The 5187-nt window shown below is 71.5% G+C and carries 5 protein-coding genes; all 5 read right to left on the bottom strand.

Annotated features, from left to right (window positions below; genetic code table 11):
• Nucleotides 1-226: 226 nt before the first annotated feature.
• The 5 genes from ACIBQ6_RS02040 to ACIBQ6_RS02020 all read right to left on the bottom strand — a co-directional run bounded on the left by ACIBQ6_RS02040 (nt 227) and on the right by ACIBQ6_RS02020 (nt 5114).
• Nucleotides 227-1153, bottom strand: coding sequence for an AMP-binding protein (locus ACIBQ6_RS02040; RefSeq protein ID WP_397209738.1), 927 nt, complete (start codon nt 1151-1153; stop codon nt 227-229).
• Between the two features lie 12 nt (nt 1154-1165).
• Nucleotides 1166-2395: a serine hydrolase domain-containing protein gene (locus ACIBQ6_RS02035; RefSeq protein ID WP_397209737.1), complete on the bottom strand. Its 1230-nt coding sequence runs from the start codon at nt 2393-2395 to the stop codon at nt 1166-1168.
• Between the two features lie 162 nt (nt 2396-2557).
• Nucleotides 2558-3388 (bottom strand): hypothetical protein, encoded by an 831-nt coding sequence (locus tag ACIBQ6_RS02030; RefSeq protein WP_397209736.1) that lies wholly within the window; start codon nt 3386-3388, stop codon nt 2558-2560.
• Between the two features lie 101 nt (nt 3389-3489).
• The gene (locus ACIBQ6_RS02025; protein WP_397209734.1) at nt 3490-4530 is read right to left on the bottom strand and encodes a CU044_5270 family protein; all 1041 of its coding nucleotides are present in this window, start codon (nt 4528-4530) and stop codon (nt 3490-3492) included.
• Nucleotides 4530-5114 (bottom strand): RNA polymerase sigma factor, encoded by a 585-nt coding sequence (locus ACIBQ6_RS02020; protein ID WP_364338429.1) that lies wholly within the window; start codon nt 5112-5114, stop codon nt 4530-4532. Before ACIBQ6_RS02020 ends, ACIBQ6_RS02025 begins: the two co-directional genes overlap by 1 nt.
• Nucleotides 5115-5187: the final 73 nt, after the last annotated feature.

Genomic DNA, 5187 nt, shown 5'->3' with positions numbered 1-5187 from the left:
CCGGCGTCCTTCGTCTCGCCTGCGATCGGACGGGATCACCGTCCACCTCCCAGCATCCTTCCCGAGCGCCGTAATCCACCACAAGCCCGTATTTATCGGGATTTCGGTCACGCAAAAAGTCCGCGGAGCCGCCGCGCCGGGCCTGACATGGCGCTACGCGACGGACGAGCACGCACCGAGCAGGGACGCTCGCCGACCGTACGCGCCGGAGCGGCGGCCGGCTTCGTCAGCCCCCGGGGAGCTCGGCCTTGAGGCGGTCGGCGATGTCGGTCCTGAGGGCCTTCTTGTCGATCTTCCCGACCTTGGTCCAGGCGAGCTCCTCGACGACGACGAGCCGTTCGGGCAGCTTGAAGCGGGCGACCTCCGCGCCCTCCATCCGCGCCCGGATCTCCTCCAGCGTGACCGTCGCCCCGGCCCGGGGCACGACGTACACGCACACGCGCTCCCCGAGCACGGGGTCCGGCATGGCCACGGCGGCGACCTGGCTGACGGAGGGCAGCCGGTACACGAGGTTCTCGATCTCCTCGGCGGAGATCTTCTCCCCGCCCCGGTTGATCATGTCCTTGTCGCGGCCGGCCACCACGAGGTTGCCCTCGGGGGTGCGCAGGCAGATGTCACCCGTGCGGAACCAGCCGTCGCCGGTGAAGGAGCGGGCGTTGTGCTCCGCCGCCCGGTAGTACCCGCGAGGGGTGTACGGCCCACGGGTGAGCAGCAGCCCCTCCGCCATGCCGAACACCTGCTGCAACCTCGCCCCGAGCACCGGCTCGACCTGGCACGCCAGCTCGTCCGCGAGGCGGGCGCCGCCGACCTGGACGACCCGCAGGGTGGCGAGCTGCCCGGCGCCGTGCTGGGCGGCCCGCTCCAGCCAGCGGCCGGCGACCGCGGGCACCACCGCGGTGTGCGTGACGCCTTCCGCCTCGATCGTGGCGAAGGCCCGTGCCGGCTCGGGCGAGGGCAGCATGACCACCCGGCCCCCGGCGAGCAGGACGCCCAGGATCCCCGGGCAGGCGAGCGGGAAGTTGTGCCCGGCGGGCAGGCTGACCAGGTAGACCGAGTCCTTCGTGACCCCGGCGACCTCGGCGCTGGCCCGGGCGTTGTAGGCGTAGTCGTCGTGGGTGCGGGCGATGAGCTCGGGCAGGCCGGTCGTGCCCACCGCCGGTCGGTGTCAGTCGTCGAGGGCCTGGTAGAGGGTGGTCCAGAAGTCGTTCATCAGGTGGGCCGGGTTCGGGACGGAGTAGCCGAGCTGGCAGAGCAGGATGCCGGTGAGCCCGTTGACCGGGTCGGCGTAGGCCGAGGTGCCGCTGCCGCCGTCCCAGCCGAACTGGCCGACCGGGGCGTAGTCACCGCGGTAGGTGCGCACCGCCATGCCCATGCCCCAGCCGCCCTGCTGTCCCTGGCCGAAGGAGATGTGCACGTTGTTCCTGGCCAGGGCGGTACGGGCGTCGTTCTGCTGCGGAGTGAGCCGGTTGGTGGTCATCAGCTCGACGGCGGGCCGGGACAGGACGCGGGTGCCCTGGTGGGTGCCGCCGTTGAGCAACATCCGGAAGTAGGCGTGGTAGTCGTCGGCCGTGGAGACCAGGCCGCCGCCGCCTCCCTGGAACGCCGGCGGCTTGCTCCACCGTCCGCCCTCGGGCTCGTCCCAGACGACGAACTCGCCGGTGACCGGGTCGGGGGCGTACAGGGCGGGCAGCCGGTCGATCTGGTCGGCGGGCACGTGGAAGCCGGTGTCGGTCATGCCGAGCGGTTCGAAGACGCGCTCGCGCAGGAACTCCTCGAACGGCCGGCCGGTGACCCGGGAGACGAGCACGCCGACCAGGTCGCTGCTGATCTGGTACTGCCACTGCTCGCCCGGCTGGTACATCAGCGGCAGCTCGCCCAGGCGGCGCATCCACTCGTCCGGCTCGGGCATCTCGACCGGCAGGTTCGGGGTGAGGCCCCGCTCGAAGATCGCGTTCATGATCGGCTTGCCCAGCGCGGTGAAGTCCATGCCGAGCCCGAAGGTGGAGGTCAGCACGTCCCGCACGGTGATCGGCCGGTGGGCCGGGACGGTGTCGTCCAGCGGCGCGCCGGGGCTGGTGAGCACGCGCCGGTCGGCCAGCTCGGGCAGCCACGGGTCGACCACGTCGTCCAGCCGCAGCCGGCACTCGTCCACCAGCACCATGGCCGCCGCGATCGAGACGGGCTTGGACGTGGAGGCCATCCGGAAGACGGTGTCGCGGCGCATGGGTGCGCCGCCGTCGTGCCGCATCGTGCCGATCGCCTCGACGTGCGTCTCCTCGCCGCGGCTCACCAGGGCGACCAGGCCCGGGATCCGCCCCGAGTCGACGTGTCGGGCCAGCACCTCGCGCAGCCTGCGCAGCCCCTGCCCGGAGAAGCCGTTCCCGCCGATTGCCATGATCGTGTCTCCTTGTCGCGGTGGTCGATCCGCCGGATCCGTCCGGTCCGGCGTCGATGGGTCAACCCTCGCGAAGAGCCCTGACACGGGGCCGTCACCGCACTGACGCCGCCGCTGACGCGACCGTTCCCGGTCGGCGGCGACGGCGTCCCCGGGCCGCGCCTAGCGGCCGAACTCCTGGTCGACCCGCGACCTGATCTCCATGGCCTCGGGAGAGTAAGCCGGGTAGAAGTCCTTGCCGCATTCCAGGTCCTTGAGCGCCGCCTTGATCTCCTTGTCCAGGTACGGCCGGGCCTGCGCGGGCTTCAGGTTCGGGCGGAAGGTGATGGTCCTGCCCTTGGGCGCCTTGGGCAGCTCGCCCTTCCATGCCTTCCTGGCGACGTCCGACGCCTGCCGCACGATCTTCGAGCGGCTCAGCCCGTCCAGCGCGGTCGGCTCGGCCGGTTCGACGCCCAGGCACGCGGCGAACTGGCTGCCCAGCCGGACGAGCTCCTTGTCCTGGTCGAGCACGCTCAACGACTTCTGTGTCGCCGCTTCGAGCTGGTCGTAGTAGTCGTCCTGGGAGGTGACGGTCTTGCCCAGCACCTCCTTGACCGCCTGGGAGAAGCAGGAGTCGTCGGCGGCGCGCCACTTCTTCAACTGGCCGGCCGAGAGCGACATCAGCATCTTGTTGTTCGGGTTCTCGTGCCCGACGGGGTTGACGACCTTGTCCTTCGGATAGACGTTCGGGGACCAGACGCCGAAGCCGTACTTGGCCCGGTACGCCCGCAGCGCGTCCAGGTCGCCCGCGAGCCGCTCCCGCTCCCCGGGCTGCCACTCGTGCCGCGGCTCCGGCGCGGCCAGGTAGTCCAGCCCCCGCTCCGTCATGCAGGCGACGCGCTTGGCCTCCAGCTTCGTCTGCGTGTCGTACGCGGTGTCCCCGGACGGCGGCGAAGCGGGACTGCCGAACGAGCCGGCGAGCAGGGTGACCGCGATCGCCTTGACGATGAACATCAATATTCTCCTTTTGACTGCATGCCGGATCCATCGGAAGGCATGCGGAACAGAACCTCCGGCCGGAAGGCCGGAAGGCCGGATTCAGACGGGAAGAGGTCTCAGCAGGGGATCTTCATGCGGGACGCCTTCGGCGACACCTCGGGCAGGCCGGAAGCGAGGTCGACGGCGAGCAGGGCGGTGCCCGTCGCGGTGCCCTTCTTCGCGGTGTACTCGGCTCCGGAGGACACCTTCACCTTGTGGTCCCTGGTGTTCACCGTGCGCTCGCCCAGGTAGCGGTAGGTCTCCCGATCGAAGATCAGCTCGGACCGGGTGCCGTCGCCCTCGTCCATGGCGGCGGCCAGGCCGGTGCGGCCGGCGGCGTCCACGGCGTCGCCGATGAGCATGATGCCGTCCAGCCCGGCCGCGACCTGGTACAGCGCGGCGCCCAGGCTGGGGCGCACCACGGACTCGCGGACCAGGGCCTGAAGTGCGCGCCAGACGCGCAGCGGCTGCTCGCCCGTGTCGGCCACGATCTTCGCGCGCACCTGGGCGGGGTCCGTCGGCCAGGTGGCCAGCCGAGCGTAGGGCGGCCGGCCGGGGCAGCCCGGCGACTCCGAGAGGACGTCCTCGACGCCGTGGTCCCAGAAACTCCGGGGCGCCGGTCCCGTGGCTGACAGGGCCTGTGTGCGGCTCAGCCAGGGCATGCCCACGTCGGCGGCCTCCCAGCGCTCCTCGTTGACCATCACCTTGGTGTACTGCGTCGCGCCCGACTTGTCCTTGGTGTGCAGGCTTTGCTGGGCCAGCGTCCTGGTGTGGACGTACTGGCCGCGGGCGGGCTCCGGGTCGGGACGGTCCGCGGCGGCCCGCGCGGCCAGGGTGAGCAGCGCCTTGGCGTCGGCCGGAGGGGCGGCCAGCAGATGCCCGGGGGTGTGCGGGCCGGAGCCGCCCAGGCCCACCTGGCCGACGATGATGCCGCCGGTGAGCAGCACCGCCATGGCGCCGGCCAGGGCGACGCGCCGGATCGGCAGGGCGGTGCGCCACGTGCGCTCCGGCCGTGGCGCCCGTGCCTGGCGGAGGAGGCGGTCACGTCCCTTCGCCACCGCCTCCGGCGTCGGCTCGGGCTCCGCGAACACGGCCTCGACCAGTTGCAACTCGTCCATCACCACTCCCCGATCGGGTTGACGTCGCCGAGGGCCTTGCGCAGTTTCCTGCGCGCTCTGTTGATCCGGGATCCGACGGTCCCCACCGGGATGTCCAGGGCCGTGGCGATCTCCTCGTAGCCCAGCCGGCCGAACACGAGCAGGAACACCACGTCGCGATCGCCCTTCGCCAGGCCCCTCAGCCCCCGTACGAGCCGCGGGCGGCTGGCCAGCGCCGCGAGTCGCGAGGTCACCTGGTCCTCGGGCCCGTCGGCGGTGTCCTCGGCCGCCACCTTGCTGAGCGCGTTCAGGCGGCGGCCCTCCCTGCGGCGGTGCCGGGCCACGACGTTCGTGGCGATGCCGAACAGCCACGACCGCACGGTGCCCAGCCGCGGGTCGAAGGCGTGCCTGCCGTGGAAGGCGAGCAGGAAGGCGTCCGCGACCAGATCCTCGGCCTGCTCGCCGCCGAGCCGGGCGGCCAGGTAGCGGTAGAGCTCGGTGAAGTACCGGTCGTACAGGAGGGCGAAGAGCTCGGGATCGTCCAACGACCGCTCGACCACGGTGACGTCTTCCATCACATCGTTGGCGTCAGGTGGTGCCGTCATGGCGTCCTTCCGAAGGCGACTGTCTCCCAGTGTTCGCCGCTCGGTGGATTTTCTTCACGCCGATTTCCGGCGC

This window comes from Nonomuraea sp. NPDC049655, assembly GCF_044465465.1.
Classification (GTDB): Bacteria; Actinomycetota; Actinomycetes; order Streptosporangiales; family Streptosporangiaceae; genus Nonomuraea.
The sequence above is the reverse complement of the archived record's forward strand: the minus strand, read 5'-3'. Positions and strand labels throughout refer to the sequence as shown.

Bases quoted from the DNA above. Each gene is read 5' to 3' on its own strand.
- ACIBQ6_RS02035 (WP_397209737.1), bottom strand. From the start codon at position 2,395: ATGGCAATCGGCGGGAACGGCTTCTCCGGGCAGGGGCTGCGCAGGCTG.
- ACIBQ6_RS02025 (WP_397209734.1), bottom strand. From the start codon at position 4,530: ATGGACGAGTTGCAACTGGTCGAGGCCGTGTTCGCGGAGCCCGAGCCG.
- ACIBQ6_RS02020 (WP_364338429.1), bottom strand. From the start codon at position 5,114: ATGACGGCACCACCTGACGCCAACGATGTGATGGAAGACGTCACCGTG.
- ACIBQ6_RS02030 (WP_397209736.1), bottom strand. From the start codon at position 3,388: ATGTTCATCGTCAAGGCGATCGCGGTCACCCTGCTCGCCGGCTCGTTC.